15 protein-coding genes and 1 tRNA gene are annotated in these 15,410 nt (G+C 50.8%); 10 read left to right on the top strand and 6 right to left on the bottom strand.

What is annotated here, in order from left to right; translation table 11 throughout:
• Nucleotides 1-501 precede the first annotated feature (501 nt).
• Nucleotides 502-583, bottom strand: a tRNA-Leu gene (locus ACN4EG_RS12625).
• A gap of 82 nt (nucleotides 584-665) precedes the next feature.
• Nucleotides 666-998, bottom strand: coding sequence for a hypothetical protein (locus ACN4EG_RS12630; RefSeq protein ID WP_431629887.1), 333 nt, complete (start codon nucleotides 996-998; stop codon nucleotides 666-668).
• Between the two features lie 92 nt (nucleotides 999-1,090).
• Here ACN4EG_RS12630 and ACN4EG_RS12635 point away from each other — a divergent pair, with 92 nt between their 5' ends.
• Nucleotides 1,091-1,405 (top strand): hypothetical protein, encoded by a 315-nt coding sequence (locus ACN4EG_RS12635; RefSeq protein WP_431629888.1) that lies wholly within the window; start codon nucleotides 1,091-1,093, stop codon nucleotides 1,403-1,405.
• 126 nt (nucleotides 1,406-1,531) lie between these two features.
• Complete coding sequence (locus ACN4EG_RS12640; protein ID WP_431629889.1) at nucleotides 1,532-1,903, top strand: alr0857 family protein; 372 nt, start codon at nucleotides 1,532-1,534, stop codon at nucleotides 1,901-1,903.
• Here ACN4EG_RS12640 and ACN4EG_RS12645 read toward each other — a convergent pair.
• Nucleotides 1,830-3,254: a 2-succinylbenzoate--CoA ligase gene (locus ACN4EG_RS12645; protein WP_431629890.1), complete on the bottom strand. Its 1,425-nt coding sequence runs from the start codon at nucleotides 3,252-3,254 to the stop codon at nucleotides 1,830-1,832. The genes ACN4EG_RS12640 and ACN4EG_RS12645 overlap by 74 nt on opposite strands.
• 412 nt (nucleotides 3,255-3,666) lie before the next feature.
• Between ACN4EG_RS12645 and ACN4EG_RS12650 the strand changes: the two genes are divergently transcribed.
• Together ACN4EG_RS12650 and ACN4EG_RS12655 are read left to right on the top strand one after the other, a co-directional pair.
• Nucleotides 3,667-4,578, top strand: a complete 912-nt coding sequence (locus ACN4EG_RS12650) for an Rpn family recombination-promoting nuclease/putative transposase (protein WP_431629892.1) — start codon at nucleotides 3,667-3,669, stop codon at nucleotides 4,576-4,578.
• 136 nt (nucleotides 4,579-4,714) lie between these two features.
• Entirely contained in the window at nucleotides 4,715-4,891 is a 177-nt protein-coding gene (locus tag ACN4EG_RS12655; protein ID WP_431629893.1) for a hypothetical protein, read from the top strand.
• Between the two features lie 51 nt (nucleotides 4,892-4,942).
• Here the strand turns inward: ACN4EG_RS12655 and ACN4EG_RS12660 are convergent, their stop codons facing one another.
• The 3 genes from ACN4EG_RS12660 to ACN4EG_RS12670 form a co-directional block, all read right to left on the bottom strand.
• Entirely contained in the window at nucleotides 4,943-5,887 is a 945-nt protein-coding gene (locus ACN4EG_RS12660) for an o-succinylbenzoate synthase (RefSeq protein WP_431629895.1), read from the bottom strand.
• Nucleotides 5,888-5,946: 59 nt separating this feature from the next.
• A complete protein-coding gene (menA, locus tag ACN4EG_RS12665) occupies nucleotides 5,947-6,888 on the bottom strand; it encodes a 2-carboxy-1,4-naphthoquinone phytyltransferase (RefSeq protein ID WP_431629897.1) in 942 nt (313 codons plus the stop codon).
• A gap of 77 nt (nucleotides 6,889-6,965) precedes the next feature.
• A complete protein-coding gene (locus ACN4EG_RS12670) occupies nucleotides 6,966-7,124 on the bottom strand; it encodes a hypothetical protein (protein WP_431629899.1) in 159 nt (52 codons plus the stop codon).
• Nucleotides 7,125-7,386: 262 nt separating this feature from the next.
• Between ACN4EG_RS12670 and ACN4EG_RS12675 the strand changes: the two genes are divergently transcribed.
• The 6 genes from ACN4EG_RS12675 to secF all read left to right on the top strand — a co-directional run bounded on the left by ACN4EG_RS12675 (nucleotide 7,387) and on the right by secF (nucleotide 15,408).
• Nucleotides 7,387-8,802 (top strand): isochorismate synthase, encoded by a 1,416-nt coding sequence (locus ACN4EG_RS12675; protein WP_431629901.1) that lies wholly within the window; start codon nucleotides 7,387-7,389, stop codon nucleotides 8,800-8,802.
• A 71-nt stretch (nucleotides 8,803-8,873) separates the two neighbouring features.
• The gene (gene menD / locus ACN4EG_RS12680; RefSeq protein ID WP_431629902.1) at nucleotides 8,874-10,730 is read left to right on the top strand and encodes a 2-succinyl-5-enolpyruvyl-6-hydroxy-3-cyclohexene-1-carboxylic-acid synthase; all 1,857 of its coding nucleotides are present in this window, start codon (nucleotides 8,874-8,876) and stop codon (nucleotides 10,728-10,730) included.
• A 457-nt stretch (nucleotides 10,731-11,187) separates the two neighbouring features.
• Nucleotides 11,188-11,709: a hypothetical protein gene (locus tag ACN4EG_RS12685; protein WP_431629904.1), complete on the top strand. Its 522-nt coding sequence runs from the start codon at nucleotides 11,188-11,190 to the stop codon at nucleotides 11,707-11,709.
• A 160-nt stretch (nucleotides 11,710-11,869) separates the two neighbouring features.
• Entirely contained in the window at nucleotides 11,870-12,853 is a 984-nt protein-coding gene (locus ACN4EG_RS12690; RefSeq protein WP_431629905.1) for an alpha-ketoacid dehydrogenase subunit beta, read from the top strand.
• A gap of 153 nt (nucleotides 12,854-13,006) precedes the next feature.
• Nucleotides 13,007-14,428 (top strand): protein translocase subunit SecD, encoded by a 1,422-nt coding sequence (gene secD / locus ACN4EG_RS12695; RefSeq protein ID WP_431629906.1) that lies wholly within the window; start codon nucleotides 13,007-13,009, stop codon nucleotides 14,426-14,428.
• Nucleotides 14,425-15,408: a protein translocase subunit SecF gene (gene secF, locus ACN4EG_RS12700; RefSeq protein ID WP_431629907.1), complete on the top strand. Its 984-nt coding sequence runs from the start codon at nucleotides 14,425-14,427 to the stop codon at nucleotides 15,406-15,408. Before secD ends, secF begins: the two co-directional genes overlap by 4 nt.
• Nucleotides 15,409-15,410: the final 2 nt, after the last annotated feature.

The following is a 15,410-nucleotide window of genomic DNA, read 5'->3' on the forward strand; positions in this document are numbered from 1 at the left end:
AACGCAGCAGGCTTGTGGAACTTCTACTTAGATGCAGCATAAGTTAGATAACAGTCAGGGCAAACCCTGTCCCAGAGCTGGTTTTATTTCCCAACAACTCTAATGTCATTCCAGACTTGGCGCGGGCTCATCGATCGAGGTTTTTGCAACATTGATCCGTTCGTTTTCCCAGGATTGGATCGATCGAGGTTCTAGCAAAGGCGATCGGCTCATTTTCCCAGGACCCCGTCCACGGAAGCAGAGAGGGTGGTCATTGAGAGCGATTGTGTTTCTTTCTCCCTCATTCGTGTGATGCAAAGTTCGATCGCCACCTCCAAAATCCTGAGTAAAATCGAAGAGGAATGTTGAGCCTGAGGGCAACCATATGAATGTCTGCTCTACGGCGATCGATTCGGTTACAGATTGATACGATCGAAGGTGGAAGGGGTTCGATCTAGAAATTGTGACCCTAGCTTAAAGTGCTCAGTAAGGCAAGGTTTAATAGATAGACTTAAAACCTGATGCGGATGAAAGGACTTGAACCTTCACTTCGTGAGAAACCAGAACCTAAATCTGGCGCGTCTACCAATTCCGCCACATCCGCGTGACATGTACCACTATAGCAAAAAAAAATCCATTCGGGCGATCGGAGCACAATCTTCCCAACCCCGATCGCCCAAACCGCCTCAGGACAAACTGTCGGGATGGATAGGCACCAAATTGCCTTCGGTGGTGAGGCCCAAAAGAATTTCTTCGCCCGATCGAATAATTCGACCCGAAATCGAGCATCTTTCCTCGCGCTCAGATGTAGCGTTAAAAGTCGCGCGGATGTCAGAACTGGACACATTCGTAAACAGGTCATTGGAGCGCTGCTGCACATAATTCCAAAGGATATCGCGTATGAGCGCCTGATAACCCTGATTGCCCGAAAGCGTTTTAAGTCGTTCCTTTAGTTCTCGCTCTAGACGAATGCTCGTGACTTCCATTTCTGTGGTGGGGATGCGGGTTAGTGCTTGCATGACAGTCTTCCTCCAAAAAAACTAGACAGGGGTGTATTACGAGTGTAGTATTTTAATTGTAATCTGTCGAAGCCTCATACTACATTTTTGCCATGAATACGCTACGACTGCTACCCCTGCTAGATTTACAAGATTTGCGAGTGTTTCTCGTGCTGGCAGTGATGCAGGTCGTTGCTGGGCATCTGATGATCTCTTGGCACCGAGCGATCGCTTGGCAAACTGTGTTCCCCGGAATCGTACCGCATAAGCTTGTAGATCCACGAAATATTGTTTGTAAATCCTCTCTATATCGAATTTTTAGCAGTTTTCTACTACTGCTCCACCTTAAACCAGCGAGTCTTCAGCCTTCTACTTTCCCACACCACCACCGCAGCCGCAGCCATGCCGCAACCCTCATGGCCTGCTAACCCTCGAAACCATTGAAAGCATTGTCGTTTCGTGTCTCCGCTTCCCCAGGGTTTGAAGCGGAGCTTTCTTATCGTCATCCACTTTCGTTAATGCCAACCTAAAAAAATTTAATAGGTCAGAGGAAAATGCTGAAAATTACCTATACGGAAACGGGGGTCTATTTAGAGCGCCTCTATTACACCCTAGAAGAACTCGTTGCAATGCGGGTGTCCTTGGCAATGCGTCTGGGCCAGCGGCTCTGCGTCGAACCGGGAACGGCGACAATTCTGTTGCCCCTTCGCTATAAAAATGCCCTGAGCGCCCTTGATCGGGAAACCGAGATTGCTTACTGCGTCTGCGATTCTGAGTTTCTAGAAGTGGAACTGCACGGCACTTGGATCGCCCAAGATGTCCAGATTCAAGACGGGGTATTCATTACAGAAGTTAGTGATCGGGCGGAATATATTCTGATGAAATTGTGGCGGGATTCGCGGGATTTCCTAGCCTTGCCACGATGAGGGATCGTAAAAACGCTCGATTAATTTTTCCTTGGGGGTTGCGAGGCAGTTGGTCTAGGGCAATCCATTTTTTTGGCTGTTTGTACCGACTCAGTTGTCCCGCGATCGCCCGTTGGAGTTCCTCGACGGGCATTTCCGGCTGACGGGGCACATAGGCCGCCGCCACCTGTTGGCCCCAAGTGGGATCATCCAGCCCCAAGACACAAACATCTTGCACCCATGGAGTCGATCGAATCACCGCTTCCACTTCAGCGGGAAAAACATTTTCCCCCCCAGTAATAATTTTGTCGCTGGCCCGCCCCAGCAGATGCAGATATCCCGCTTCATCTAAGTAACCCACATCATCGGGAATGAACTGCGCTGGGTCACTGGAGTCAGCGTCGCTCGCGATCGTTCGATCGGGGAAATAACCCACCATGCGCGATCGGGCTTGAATGGCGATCGTGCCCACACTTCCCGCTGGCAAAGGGTCACCCGCTGCTGATTGGATCATAATTTGGGCATGGGGTAAGGGTCGGCCAGCCCCAGTTTTGCCCGCGAGAAATTCCGCTGGCTTTAGCGTAGCTACTTGGGAGGCCGTTTCCGTCATACCGTAGGTTGGGGCGATCGGCCATTGCCGCGATCGCGCTTCCCGCAGCAGCCCGTCCCAGGCCGGAGCACCCCCCAGCAGAATTGCCCGCAGCGATCGTAGAAAACTCGAATCGATCGGGGATTGCATCAACCGTTGCAACTGCGTCGGCACGAGGGACAGAAAAAATTCCTCTGGTGCAATGGGTGGTAACTCGCCAGATTCCAACGATTTCCAATCCTGGAGACACAGTTGCCCCCCGGTGATCAGCGATCGTAAAAACTGCATCAAGCCGCTGACATGGTAAAGCGGCAAAACGCAGAGGGAATGGATGCGATCGACGGCAAAGTGGGCCTGCATCCCCAGAACCGATGCCCGCAACGTTTCCCAAGTATGTACCGCAAACCGCAGTTGGCCGGAGGTACCCCCAGTGGGAATCAGGATGCTGGATGCGTGCTTTCGCAATGGCGGCGGAACTGTGCCCCAGAGGTCGCTCGGTTGCACAAGGTGATTCAGTTGTTGCCATTCTTGCGCACCCCAATCGGGATTGCACAGGAAGAGGACGCTAGGGCAAGAACAGGCAGCCAAAAAGTGAGCGAGAAATTGGCTGGGTTCCCGTTCCGCTAGAAAAATAATGGGTCGGCTAGTGGGTTGATCTGGCGATCGAACACCCGCCTGAAGGTGATCCAAGCGCTCCTGAGCGAGTTCCAACACCTGCCGCTGATCAACCCCGATGAGCCAAGGTTCCGTCGATCGTTGCTTGAAAAGATCTAAAGGCGTCATAGGCACAAGCTCTCAATCACCAGTTCTCATCACGCGATCGGTATTTTAAAACTCGCGCTTGTTTAATTTTAAGATCTTGTTTGCAATGAACAATATGAAAATTATGATTTGTTTTGGTACATTTTTTGTGTTTCGATTTGATAAAACTTGTAAGAAACCAAAGTATTTCAGGATTTTTACCAAAAATTGCTTTGATGTCTTTCAATCAAGAATTTAAATGATTACTCCATTAATCACCCAGCACTCTATTTTTCATCCTAATATTATTTTTCATAAATTAATAGATAATAATTAGATTCTGTCAAAGGACAGATAAATGGTCATCGTGGTACACGATCGTAGTAGTTTATCTAGTAATCGTTTCAGTCACCGCTTAGTAATTTTCAATTTGATCGACTAATCTCCCTATTTCATGAGTCCACAAAACAACGAAAACACTGACTACGACAGCCCTTGGAAATCATTTATTGAATTGTATTTCCATGATTTCTTGTCGTTCTTTTTCCCGCATATTGAAGTAGATATTGACTGGTCAAAGCCCATTCGCTTTCTCGATAAAGAACTCCAGAAAGTGGTGCGCGACGCAGAGCTTCCTAAACGCTATGCCGATAAGCTCGTTCAGGTGCATCGATTGAGCGGTGAACAGGCGATCGTGATTTGTCATATCGAAGTGCAAAATGATGGGGAAGCCGATTTTGGTGCGCGGATGTTCAGTTACAATTACCGCCTGCGCGATCGCTACAATTGTCCCGTGGTGAGTTTGGCCATTTTGACGGACGATAGCAGGCAGTGGCGACCCAGTGGCTTTCAGGCTGAACTGTGGGGCTGTTCGACAGAGTTTCGGTTTCCAATCATCAAGCTGATGGATTACGAATCCGATTGGGCAGGGCTAGAAGCCAGTCGCAACCCATTCGCGGTGGTGACGATGGCGCAGTTAAAGACCAAGGAAACTCACAATCAGCCCCAGGAACGTAAGAATTGGCGCTATCAGCTGACGACAATGCTCTATGACCAGGGCTATGGGGAGCAAGATATACTGGAATTACACAACTTCTTGGACTGGTTAATGAAGTTGCCGAAAGCATTGGAAAAGCAGTTCCAGTTGGAGTTAAAAGCTTTTGAGGAGGCGAATCAGATGAAGTACGTCACCACGATCGAGCGCATGGCCAAGGAAGAAGGCAGAGCTGAAGAGAGAGTTGCAACTCAAACTGAGATCGCAATCAAAATGCTCCGAAAAAATATGCCACTGGAGACGATCGCTGAAGTCACAGGACTACAGCTCGAACAAGTCCAAGCCATCCAAGTTCAGTTACAACAAAACTAGAGATCGATTGCTGGTACTAAAGCTGTAAACAATACCCCGATCGTTACGATCGTTCAAATGATTGGTCTCATCTTCATCGAGAGACTTAAAGCACAGAACTTCCAACTTGTTGAAGGCTTTTGAGGAGGCGAATCAGATGAAGTACGTCACCACGATCGAGCGCATGGCCAAAGAGAATGAACGAATTGCGACTCAAACTGAGATTGCAATCAATCTTCTAAAACAAAATTTAACGATCGAAGCGATCGCCCAAGCTACTGGACTAACGATCGAACAAGTCCAAGCCCTTCAATCTCAGTTACAGCAGAACTAGCGAGCGATCGCTGATACTAAAACTGTAAGAAATATCCCATGAAGGCTTGGATCACAGAATTTCCGACCCTGCATCAACTCCCTCAAAAGGATTGTGAAATCTTTGAACGAACCATTGATCCGTCCCGTATCCTAACGCGCGGGAAGTGCCACAGTGGATCGCGAAATGAATACCTGCATTGCGACCGATCGAGGTTTCAAATACTGACGAAAAAACCGTATCTATGGTGTAGCGTTGGCAAAGGGTTTGGAGCCGAGAAGGAAATCCTGCGATCGCTGGCTTGATGACATAAATACCTCGCCAACCGTGTTGGTAACAGGTTTGCAATTGCTGAACAGTGGCGATCGATTCATCTAAGGCAATAGGCGTTGGATAGGTTTGGCTGAGGCGTAAAGTAGCATCGAATTGATCGATCGCCAACGGTTGTTCCAGATATTCGATCAGACCTTCAGCACAGTGGTCTAGCCAACGCTGGGCTTGCTCGATCGTCAGGCCACCATTGGCATCTAACCGCAGTTGAACATCGGAAGGCAATTGCCTTACCAGTTGTCTAAACCCCGTTAATTCTGTTTCCAGATCCGCCACACCAATTTTCCATTTAAAGATCCGAAACCCCCGTTCGTAGAGCGATCGCCATGCCCCCAATGCAGCTTCACCCGTGGGCAACAGTCCCGCAGTCACGATCGATTGATTGGAAATACTAGACTGCAGCAACAGGGCAGACTCAAACCCAAATTGACAGGCAGGTAATCGATCGGGAATGGCTTGAATGGTCAATCGGGAAATTTTGGGTGGGAGCGATCGGCAAAATTCTAATGCCTCTGCTAACGTTTCCGAGCCAAACCAAGGGAGCGGCGCAATTTCTCCAAACTGAGCCAGTCCATCGGGCGGAATAAGCCGAACAATAATACCCTCCCGCACCGACCAACTTCCGTGACTCGTTTGCAACGGCTGCTTAAACGATCGACGATAGGGCAGAAAATCAAACTGAAACATGGGAGCCAATCGATCAAAGCAAACCGAAAATGCTACCGAAGTAACTACTAGAAATTAAACTAAAACGAAGGCAACAAAAATCCCAAGCCGAACAACAAACCACACCAAAAATGCATTTCCACCGCAATTAACCGACAGAAAGTTAAACGCTGGGGCTGGTTGTAATTGTCTAGAATGGTTTTGCAAAGCCGATAGGCTACGGGAATACTGAGGAAGGACAGCAGCGAAGCGATCGGAAATACCTGCGTGATTACCCCGATCGCCACCATAGCATAGACACTGCCGCAGACCCAACGCAACAACTGTGCCGATCGCTGGGAGCCGAATCGCACCACAGGAGACAATTTCCCGATCGCAGCATCATCCTTGACCTGATTAAAGTGGGAACAAAAGAGGATCACACTCGTAATCACCCCAACCACGATCGACGCGATTAAATTCACCGCCGAAAACGTTTGGGTTTGACTGTAGTAACTGGCCGACATTGCCAACGGCCCAAAGGCAAAAAAGCAGAGAATTTCCCCCACCCCCTTATAACTTAAGCGGAAGGGCGGGCCTTGATAAATGTACCCAATTCCACAGCAAGCCAGGATCAATCCAATCACCGTAAAATCTCGCTGCATCGCCGCGATCTCGGCAATTCCCAGTAACCCCAAGCCTAAAAAAGCATTGGAAATCCAAAAAATCAGCGACTTGTTCCCCGTGATGTTCACCACCGAGTTGAACTTGTTGACATCTACCCCGGTATCCGCATCAAACACATCATTGCTGAGATTCTCCCAAGCCAAAATCAGCACCGCAGACAGCAAAAACAGGCCAAACACCAACGCATTTAAGTGACGGGTTTCGGCATAGGCGATCGCGGAACCGACCCAAATGGGCATAATCGCCACACTATACATCGGCGGCTTAATCGCAGCCCACCACAGCTTACGACGGCTGAGCGCGGGGGCTATTGCTTGGGAACGATCGTTGGCTGGCTCAGGGGAGTGGATAGTCATTAAAATTTGCTAGACATAGTGCTATTTTATGGACTGCCTATCAGTTTCTCATTCTGAATTGCGGCATATTACAGTGGTTATAGAAACGTTACAGACCCGATACCTAGGGCGAATAAACCGTTTCCAGCTACCTTTTCCAGGAACTCCGAAAACCGATCGCGAGCCCAGCCCCAAAAGTTTTTACGGGCGATCGTCAGCCCTACGATCGCAGGCTTCTTCACTAGGTGGATCGCCACCCATGGATCATCAGCTACCTTTTACGTTGGCTATTTAATAAAGAATTATGTCGAATTGTGGGTATAGCCATGGGCGATCGTGGGAGGGAAGAAGCGAGAAAACCCAGCCAAGATCGACTCGAACCAGCAAGAATACTCACTAACCTCAACCTTTTACCAACTTGGGATCCAATAAAATCCCGTTACAGGCAGTCGTCTCCTATCCTTCCAAAGTCGATTAAGATCAACTTAAGAAAATTTGCCGCTTGAAGCCTGTTTACTCATGCCCGTTAGTCCTTATTCTCTAGACTGCTTCAAAACGCATCGTGATTTATATAACTTCCTTTTTGCGTGTAAGCAGGCATTTGTCAATACATCTCAAATTCAACTGATTAGTATTTCCTTTTCAATTCATGAAGTTGATCCCCTTGCGGTCTTACAAACCTGTGTAATGCCCCAGGAAAGGCACTTTTATTTTGAGAAAAGTGGACAACAGCAAGCACTGCTGGCGGTCGGTTCGGTCATGCAGTTGGAGTTGGAAGGGAGCGATCGCTTTGCCCAATCCCGTGACTTCATTCAGCGGCTATCCCAGCAAATCACCTTGGTTGGGGATCTAGACGCGCCTTTTGCGGGGGCGCACTTTTTTTGTGGCTTCTCCTTTTTCGCCCAATCCACCCCCGCCTGTACTGCCGGATCGGTACTGCTGCCCCAGTGGCAAGTCTCGCGGCTCGGCTCCCACAGTACGATCGTGGTTAATGTGTTGATCGACCACGGATTTGATCCGCAAATCCAAGCCACCCACATCTGGCAACAAATCCAAGCCATCCAAACCGCCACCCTAGACGGCGATCGCGGGGTGGATAATCCAATTCAAACGATCCAGGGGGTCAGTTCACCAGAAACGTTCCAACAGGCTGTCCAGCAAGCCCTGCAGGAAATTCACGATCGCAAACTTGCCAAAATCGTCCTAGCCCGCGCCTTTGATGTCGTCGCAGCGACCCCTTTCAATCTGGTCACCTCCCTCCACAATCTGCGACGGCTCTATCAGGACTGCTATATCTTTTCCAGCCACCACGCCCAAGGGGTTGCCGGGGGCCAAACCTTTATTGGGGCCAGTCCAGAACGGCTGGTCACCATGCAACACCATCGTTTGGAAACCGATGCCTTGGCTGGATCTGCCCCCCGTGGCCACACCGAAGCCGAAGACATTCGTCTGGCTAATCAGTTGCTATCCAGCGAAAAGGAAACCCACGAGCATCAACTAGTCATCGATTTTATTACCCAGCACTTGGGCAACTTAGGCTTGCAACCCAAGGTTCTCACCCCGCGTCTGCTGCAATTGCCGAATATTCAACATCTCCACACGCCGATCGCCGCCGAGGTTCCCGACAAAGTACATCTGTTAGATATTCTGGCGGAACTCCACCCCACCCCTGCTGTAGCTGGTGTGCCCCGCGAGTTAGCCTGTACCTATATTCAACAATTGGAACCCTTTGAGCGATCGTACTATGCGGCTCCCATCGGCTGGGTAGATGCCCAGGGCAATGGGGAGTTTGCAGTCGGCATTCGATCGGCAATTTTGCAGGGACGACGGGCGCGGCTCTTTGCCGGGGCGGGCATTGTGGAAGGGTCCAATCCCGATCGGGAACTGGTGGAAGTGCAGCTTAAACTTCAGGCTTTATTACGGGCACTCGCCTAGAATTCAGGGGACTCGCTTGGGGTTCAACAGACGGTGTAGGGTGGAGGTTGTCGCTTATTGCCTCAACCCCTGTGCTTGACTTTCGGAACCTCGATCTTCGGAACCTGAATACATTGTGGTCATCAGTTTTGGTGGAAACCTTAGTGCTGTGCGGGCTGAGGACGGCGATCGCCTGTCCAGGTTCCCGATCGGCTCCCTTAGCCGTGGCCTTTGCCCAGCATCCTAAGGTTGCAGCAATTCCAGTCTTGGATGAGCGATCGGCGAGCTTTTTTGCCCTGGGGATTGCCAAACACACCCATCGTCCTGTGGCATTGGTTTGCACATCTGGCACGGCGGGGGCAAATTTCTACCCAGCGGTGATTGAGGCGCGGGAAAGCCAAGTGCCGCTGTTGGTGCTGACCGCCGATCGTCCGCCGGAACTGCGGGACTGCAATGCAGGACAGGCGATCGATCAACAAAAATTATTCGGCTCCTATCCCAACACCGCCTGCGAATTGGCTACACCTGCGTTAGACCTTTTCCTGCTGCAATATTTGCGACAACGCATCGCCCAGTGTTATTACCAAGCGCAATATCCATTTCCTGGGCCAGTTCATATCAACATTCCCCTGCGAGATCCCCTTGCCCCGATCGAGCAGCCGGAGGTGTTGGCCTTTGCAGAGCAGATTCCCTCGCATTTTTTTGATCACCTAACGGCTGTAACGGGAGCAAGATCGTCCACCGAGGAATGTTATCTAGCAACGAGTCCACTGAATTCAATCCATGGATTTGGGCTGACGCCCCATCAAGGGCTGGGCCTCCAACCCCAAATGGCAACTTTTGGATTCACTGCTTGGTCTGGCAAACGTGGCGTCATCGTTGCAGGGGTGGCACAACCGCAACATCCCCAGGCTTACTGTCAGGCGATCGCGCAGTTGGCGAAGACGTTCGGATTTCCGGTGCTGGCTGAAGGGCTATCCCCGGTACGGAATCATGCTGGGTTGAATCCCTATGTTGTGTCCACCTACGACAGTATTTTGCGTAACCGTGCCTGGGTAGATCGCTTGCAGCCAGAGGTTGTGCTGCGGGTGGGGGATATGCCCACCAGTAAAGTGTTGCGGGAATGGCTCAACACGACCCAGCCTCACCAGTGGGTGATTGACCCGATCGATCGTTCCCGCGATCCACTCCACGGCAAGACAATTCCCATCCCAATGACCATTACAGAATTCGTGATGCAGTTAGGGTTAGACAATTCGATCGTCCCTTCGAGCGATCAACAGCCTACACCCGTCAATCGCTCCTATCTTCAGGATTGGTTGCTTGCTGAACAGCAGACGAGATCGACGATCGACCAAGCCATGGCGCAAATTTCCCCGCTATTTGAAGGCAAGGTTGCTTGGTGTCTATCGCAAATCCTGCCGCAGGGCACGCCATTATTCATCGCCAACAGTATGCCGGTGCGGGATGTGGAGTATTTCTGGCAACCCAACGATCGGCAGATTCAACCCTTTGTCAATCGCGGGGCTAATGGTATTGATGGCACTCTATCTACAGCATTAGGCATTGCCCAGGGGAACCAACCCACCGTCCTGCTCACGGGCGATTTGTCCCTGCTGCACGATACCAATGGATTTCTGCTGCGCCAATATTTCCAAGGCCACCTGACGATCGTGTTGGTCAATAACAATGGTGGGGGCATTTTTGGCATGTTGCCGATCGCCCAATTTGATCCACCCTTTGAAGCCTTTTTCGCGACCCCGCAAAATATCGACTTTGCCCAGCTTTGCCAGACCTATGGCATCGAGCACGAAACCATTACCGACTGGCACCATTTAGAACAGCAACTTAAAGTGCTGCCCGATCGCGGCATTCGGGTACTGGAAGTGCCCTGCGATCGCACCCAAGATGGGGGATGGCGCAGAACATTACTCAATCCCATGGCGTAAAGTAAACCCGCATTGCAGCCCAACTACTCCGACCACCCGACTACCCGACTACCCGACCACCCGACCACCCGACCATCTGACCATCCCCGTCAAGGATATTTCCTAGGAACCAGTTCTGGGTAAAAGTCGATCGTGCCATAACAAGATCCAGCCAACGTTCTCCGCAGAACTTGTGCCAGTTTAGAAACTGCCTAAAACAGGCGGATTTGGGGCTTTTGCCTGGAACTTTTGGAACAGCGGTTTCGACAAAGTAGGTATGCAATCCACACAGGATGAAACCAAATGCAATGAACAGTCAGTGAAATTTATTGAGTCGGTACAGGCAATGCAACGTTGAATGCAATTAACTCAGTAAAACTGATGATTTCACCCATTTTTTCAAGCAATTGGTTAAACCCTCTGCCGTAGGATTGCAGCCCCAAGCATCAATTCTGAATTATTTTCTGAGGATCGAACGATGAAACTCTCTCTGAAAGCCATTGCCTTTGCTAGTGTGTCCGCTCTGTTGGTCGGTTCCACGATCGCAGCAAGTTCCGCTTCTGCCCAGCCCGTACCGTTCAATGGCAGCTATGTGGGCGCAGGGGTCTCTGGCAGCGTCACGGGCGGCGGCGCGGGTAACGATGGCCCTAACTTTGGTGGTAACGTTCAAGGTCGCTTTGCCGTTCCTAACGCGCCTGTTTCTGTCCGGGGTACCGTTTTGTTCAATGGCAACAACAGCGCCATTATCCCCACACTGACCTATGACTACGCCGTGGCCAAAAATACCAACGTCTACGCGGGTGCTGGGTATTCCTTCGTTCAAAAAGATGGCACCAACTCCCCCTTGGGTAACCGGGATACGGCGGTTCTCAATGTCGGCGTAGAATCCCAAGTTGCGAAGGGTGTTGTGGTTTACAGCGACGCCAAGTACGGGATTAAAGGTTACGAAAGCGGCAAGCCTTCCGTAGGTCTGAGCGCAGGCGTAGGTTTGCAATTCTAAAGCCCGATCGACCTGTTCTAAGGCTCCCAGCAATCACCGAGATGGGCAATGACCGAGATGGACATTGAGCCATCTCGGCTTTGCTTTGCAGCAGGAACATCTTTTCTGAGTGACCATCCTCCTCTAAAATGGGAAGCTGGCTTAAGCGGTAGAGGAAGCAATGGCAGAGACGCTTTTATTCAACGCACTTCGAGAAGCGATCGACGAAGAAATGGCGCGTGACCCCAGCGTATTGGTCATGGGCGAGGACGTAGGTCATTATGGTGGATCCTACAAAGTCACCAAGGATCTCTATGAGAAGTACGGCGAATTGCGCCTTCTTGACACGCCCATTGCAGAAAACAGCTTTACCGGAATGGCCGTCGGTGCAGCAATGACGGGTCTACGTCCCATCATTGAAGGGATGAACATGGGCTTTCTGCTGCTGGCGTTTAACCAAATTTCCAACAACGCCGGGATGCTGCGCTACACCTCCGGTGGTAACTTCAAAATTCCCATGGTCATCCGGGGGCCGGGTGGCGTGGGTCGGCAACTGGGGGCAGAACACTCCCAGCGGCTAGAAACGTACTTTCAAGCGGTACCGGGGCTGAAAATTGTGGCTTGCTCCACCCCCTACAATGCGAAGGGCTTGCTGAAAGCGGCGATTCGGGATGACAACCCCGTGCTGTTTTTCGAGCATGTGCTGCTTTACAACTTGAAGGAAGATCTGCCCAGCGGCGAGTACATTTGCCCGTTGAACAAGGCGGAAATCGTTCGTCCTGGTAAAGATGTCACGATTCTGACCTATTCCCGGATGCGCTACCACTGTCTGCAAGCCTTGAAGACCCTGGAAAAAGAAGGCTACGATCCAGAACTGATTGACTTGATTTCCTTGAAACCTTTGGACTTTGACACGATCGGGGAATCGATTAAGAAAACCCATCGCGTCGTGATTGTCGAGGAAGGCATGAAAACGGGTGGGATTGCCGCAGAACTGATTGCATCGATCAACGATCGCTTCTTCGATGAACTGGATGCTCCGGTGATTCGTCTCTCCTCCCAGGATATCCCCACCCCCTACAACGGCACTTTGGAAAATCTCACGATCGTCCAGCCGCCCCAAATTGTAGAAGCAGTGAAAAAGATTACTGGCAAACAGTTCTAGGGAAGCCAGTCCAGAATTACAGCTTTCTAGAAATCTCTCTAGAAAGGAGATATTGAATTGATTTCAGTTGAGAGGAGCGATCGCGATCGCTCCTCTTTTTGGTAACACTCGCAACTGCGGGGTATCATAGCGTTTGTCACAACAGGATTCTGTATGGGAAGGCAACGTTGGTTATTAGGAGTCATTGTGGCGCTCGTGGCAGCGTCGGTCTTTACCTTGACTCAAATCCCCATTAAGCTTGGGCTCGACTTACAAGGGGGATCACAGCTCACGATTCAAGTGAAACCCTCCGAAGATATTAAAACGATTGGGGCACGGGAATTGGAAGCCGTGCAAATGGTCATCGATCGGCGGATCAATGGTCTAGGGGTTTCGGAACCCGTCGTGCAAACCGTGGGCCAGGATCAGGTGCTCGTGCAACTCCCCGGCGTCACGGATCCTGAGCAAGCCGAACGGGTATTGGGAGGCACCGCTCAGCTAGAGTTCCGGGAACAACGCCAGGGCACGGAAGGGATTTTCCAAGCGGAATATCAAAATAACCGGATTCTGCAAACCCAGGTTCAAGAACTCCGCAAAGTCAAGGGTGATCCCAAAGCTTTAGAAGATATCCAAACTCGTCTCAAGGCCAGCAACAAAGCGCTTTTAGAACTGTTTGATAAGTCTGGCATTATTGGCAAAAATCTACAGGATGCCTTTGCCACTTCTCCCGCCGGGGGAAACTTTTGGGCCGTGGATATTCGGTTTGACACCGAAGGGGGCAACAAATTTGCCGAAATGACTAAGCGGCTGGCAGGCACCGGGCGCAGTATTGGTATTTTCCTAGACGATGGCTTAATTAGTGCTCCGGTCGTCGGCCCAGAACATGCGGCAACCGGGATCACCGGTGGTGGCGCAACGATTACCGGGAACTTTACCGCACAGTCGGCCCAGGAACTCGCAATTCAGCTCAAAGGTGGCTCCCTGCCAGTGCCGATCGAAATTGTTGAGAACCGCACCGTCGGTGCGACCCTGGGACGAGACAGCATTGAACGCAGCATCTATGCCGGAGTTGGAGGTCTTCTCTTAGTCTTGGTTTTTATGGTGCTGTACTACCGCCTACCCGGCGCAATTGCTGCGATTTCACTGATGATTTACTCAATTTTGTCGATCGCGGCCTTTGATCTGTTGGGAGTGACGCTCACCTTGCCAGGGATTGCCGGATTCATCCTCAGCATCGGGATGGCTGTAGATGCCAACGTGCTGATCTTTGAACGCACCCGTGAAGAACTGCGGGCGGGCAAAACCCTGTATCGATCGGTGGAGTCTGGCTTCTACCGTGCCTTCTCTAGCATTCTCGACAGTAACGTCACCACTCTGATCGCCTGCGCTGCCCTTTTTTGGTTGGGTTCCGGTTTGGTCAAAGGGTTTGCCTTAACCTTGGCGTTGGGGGTTGTGGTGAGTATGTTCACTGCGATTACCTGTAGCCGCACGTTATTAATGACCGCACTGAATATACAAGCCTTCCGCAAGCCTTCTTGGTATTGCCCCGGTCTTACTTCGACAACGAATTCTTCTAAGGTGGAGGCTGCATCATGAAGCTTCAGGTCATCAAACAACGTAACCTCTGGTGGGCCATTTCCTCCGCCATGATTTTGGCGGGGCTGATTTCCATGGTGGTCTCTTGGACTCAGATTGGGGCACCTCTCCGGCCTAGCTTGGATTTCGTTGGTGGCACCCGGCTGCAACTAGAACTCGATTGCAGCAAAGTTGATTGCAGCAAGCCGATCGACCTCGATGGTGTGAGATCGGTGCTGAAAGACCAAGGCTTGGGGGGCAGCAGTGTCCAACAGGTGGGAGATAAAAATCAAAACCGACCTTCCCTCTCGATCCGCACGAATAACCTGAACGTGGATGCACGGGAAAAGTTATTGACAGCGCTCCAGGAAAAAGTTGGGGCGTTTAATCCCCAGGGAACCTTGATTGACAGTGTGGGAGCCACTCTTGGACAGCAGATCTTTTCCCAAGGGTTGTTAGCGCTATTGCTTTCCTTCGTTGGCATTACGGTCTATCTCGCGTTCCGGTTCCAGTTTGACTATGCCGTATTTGCGATCGTGGCCTTGGTGCATGACGTGTTGGTTACCGTTGGCGCATTCTCCATTCTGGGCCTCGTGGCGGGGATTGAAGTGGACAGCCTCTTTATTGTGGCGCTGCTCACGATCGTGGGTTTCTCGGTCAACGATACGGTTGTGATCTACGATCGCGTGCGGGAAGTCATCCAAGAGGATCCCGGCAAACATATCAATCAAGTGGTCGATGATGCGGTGAATCAGACCCTGACCCGATCGATCAACACCACCCTAACCACTTTGCTGACCCTTTTCGCCATCTTTATCTTTGGTGGAGAAACGCTGAAAAACTTTGCCCTTGCTTTAATCATCGGGTTTGCGATGGGCGCATATTCCAGCATCTTTATTGCAAGTAGTCTCTTAGCGCTATGGCGAGAAAAAACAGGTAAAGCCGTCATGGCCGTACCCAGTCTAGAGGTCGATAGCAACGATGCTGAAATAGCAAACTAAGT

It is taken from the genome of Alkalinema pantanalense CENA528 (assembly GCF_050753345.1).
In the GTDB taxonomy this organism is placed as follows: Bacteria; Cyanobacteriota; Cyanobacteriia; order Leptolyngbyales; family Leptolyngbyaceae; genus Alkalinema; species Alkalinema pantanalense.

What these genes read in the sequence shown, in the direction of transcription:
- ACN4EG_RS12690 (WP_431629905.1), top strand. Translation starts at nt 11,870, where the DNA reads ATGGCAGAGACGCTTTTATTCAACGCACTTCGAGAAGCGATCGACGAA.
- ACN4EG_RS12685 (WP_431629904.1), top strand. Translation starts at nt 11,188, where the DNA reads ATGAAACTCTCTCTGAAAGCCATTGCCTTTGCTAGTGTGTCCGCTCTG.
- ACN4EG_RS12650 (WP_431629892.1), top strand. Translation starts at nt 3,667, where the DNA reads ATGAGTCCACAAAACAACGAAAACACTGACTACGACAGCCCTTGGAAA.
- secD (WP_431629906.1), top strand. Translation starts at nt 13,007, where the DNA reads ATGGGAAGGCAACGTTGGTTATTAGGAGTCATTGTGGCGCTCGTGGCA.
- ACN4EG_RS12675 (WP_431629901.1), top strand. Translation starts at nt 7,387, where the DNA reads ATGCCCGTTAGTCCTTATTCTCTAGACTGCTTCAAAACGCATCGTGAT.
- ACN4EG_RS12660 (WP_431629895.1), bottom strand. Translation starts at nt 5,887, where the DNA reads ATGTTTCAGTTTGATTTTCTGCCCTATCGTCGATCGTTTAAGCAGCCG.
- secF (WP_431629907.1), top strand. Translation starts at nt 14,425, where the DNA reads ATGAAGCTTCAGGTCATCAAACAACGTAACCTCTGGTGGGCCATTTCC.
- ACN4EG_RS12640 (WP_431629889.1), top strand. Translation starts at nt 1,532, where the DNA reads ATGCTGAAAATTACCTATACGGAAACGGGGGTCTATTTAGAGCGCCTC.
- ACN4EG_RS12645 (WP_431629890.1), bottom strand. Translation starts at nt 3,254, where the DNA reads ATGACGCCTTTAGATCTTTTCAAGCAACGATCGACGGAACCTTGGCTC.
- ACN4EG_RS12635 (WP_431629888.1), top strand. Translation starts at nt 1,091, where the DNA reads ATGAATACGCTACGACTGCTACCCCTGCTAGATTTACAAGATTTGCGA.
- ACN4EG_RS12630 (WP_431629887.1), bottom strand. Translation starts at nt 998, where the DNA reads ATGCAAGCACTAACCCGCATCCCCACCACAGAAATGGAAGTCACGAGC.
- ACN4EG_RS12655 (WP_431629893.1), top strand. Translation starts at nt 4,715, where the DNA reads ATGAAGTACGTCACCACGATCGAGCGCATGGCCAAAGAGAATGAACGA.
- menA (WP_431629897.1), bottom strand. Translation starts at nt 6,888, where the DNA reads ATGACTATCCACTCCCCTGAGCCAGCCAACGATCGTTCCCAAGCAATA.